The organism is Actinomycetota bacterium, from assembly GCA_030650795.1.
In the GTDB taxonomy this organism is placed as follows: domain Bacteria; phylum Actinomycetota; class Actinomycetes; order S36-B12; family S36-B12; genus UBA11398.
The window spans coordinates 1-1264 of the sequence record JAUSDJ010000001.1 but is presented as its reverse complement, the minus strand read 5'-3'; the positions used below and the strand labels follow the sequence as shown (position 1 = coordinate 1264).

The following is a 1264-nucleotide window of genomic DNA, read 5'->3' as shown; positions in this document are numbered from 1 at the left end:
ACTAAGTAGGATTGCAATAGTTCTTTGCACTTTTTGGAGCTCGGTGGTATGCTTCTTTATGTAGAAGGGAGCATCCACCATGATCTATGTACGACCGCTCGATGAACGTGAGCACCGAGAACTGAAACGACTTGTCCGCCGCGAGGTCGGCCGGGTCAGCGAACGAATTAGGATGATTCTGTTGTCCAGTCGGGGCTACAGCGTGCCCAAGATCGCGGAGATCTTCGAATACGATGAAGCGACCGTCCGGAGTTGGATTGAGCGCTACGAGGCGGAAGGGGTGAAGGGTCTGCGCGACTGCCCTAGAACTGGGCGGCCGTGTCACGTCGATGCGGCCGCCCGTGAGTTCATTGAGCGAGAGGTAGAGAACGGCCCTGCGCCAACCCAATACATCTTTGGCTTGTGGACGTTGGTCACGTTGGCTGGCCATCTGGCGGAATGCCTCGGCCTGAAGGTGAGCCAGGCAACCCTTCGGCGGGTAATATTGGCGCTGGATTTCAGGTGGCGTCGGCCTCGGCACAAGTTGCCCAAAGACCCGCAGGCGGCGGTCAAGATGTGGCGACTGTTAGAGCGGTTGCTGCGTGTGCCGAGCGATGCGGTCATCCTGTGCGCCGATGAGTGTGACCTGCATCTCCTGCCTGTGTTGCGAGCGATGTGGATGCGCCGAGGGCATCAGACGCGTATACCGACGCCAGGGCAGAATCGTAAGCGTTCGATCTTTGGGGCTCTGGAGTGGGACACGGGACGCTGGACACATGCCATATATGGGAGCAAGAAGGCAGCAGACTTCATCGCCTTCTTAGAGCAGTTGCTGGAGGTGTATCCGAGCGGTCAAATTCTCATCGTGCTGGACAACGCCAGCATTCACAAAGCAAAGATCGTTGGTCAATGGCTCACGGATCATTCACGGATAGAATTGCTGTGGTTGCCTACCTATAGCGGGCACGCGGAGAACCCTGTAGAGAAGGTATGGTGGCGCCTGAAAGACAAAGTAGCCGCCGATAGACTGCATGGCAATATCGATTCTTTGGTAGCGGCTGCCCACCAATTCTTCGAATCCTTGTCACCCAAAGCGGTAAAGCAATTGGTCGCCTAGAAGTGAAAAGAACTTATGCTATCCTACTTAGGCGCCGTCAGGAAATAACTTAAGCAATTGCTCTTGTTCGCGGTGCGATGCTGTAGTTCCATTCGCCGTGGAACGCCGCCGGTTCCAACCGCACTGCGGCGAGTTCATCATCGGCGACCTTGACCCCCGTGGGATAGG

The 1264-nt window shown here is 56.1% G+C and carries 2 protein-coding genes; one reads left to right on the top strand and one right to left on the bottom strand.

What is annotated here, in order from left to right; all coding sequences use genetic code 11:
* Positions 1–79: 79 nt before the first annotated feature.
* Entirely contained in the window at positions 80–1096 is a 1017-nt protein-coding gene (locus tag Q7L55_00010) for an IS630 family transposase (protein MDO8730951.1), read from the top strand.
* Positions 1097–1145: 49 nt separating this feature from the next.
* Here Q7L55_00010 and Q7L55_00005 read toward each other — a convergent pair.
* Positions 1146–1264, bottom strand: a 119-nt coding sequence (locus Q7L55_00005; protein ID MDO8730950.1) for a hypothetical protein, incomplete at its 5' end; no start/stop codon positions are given.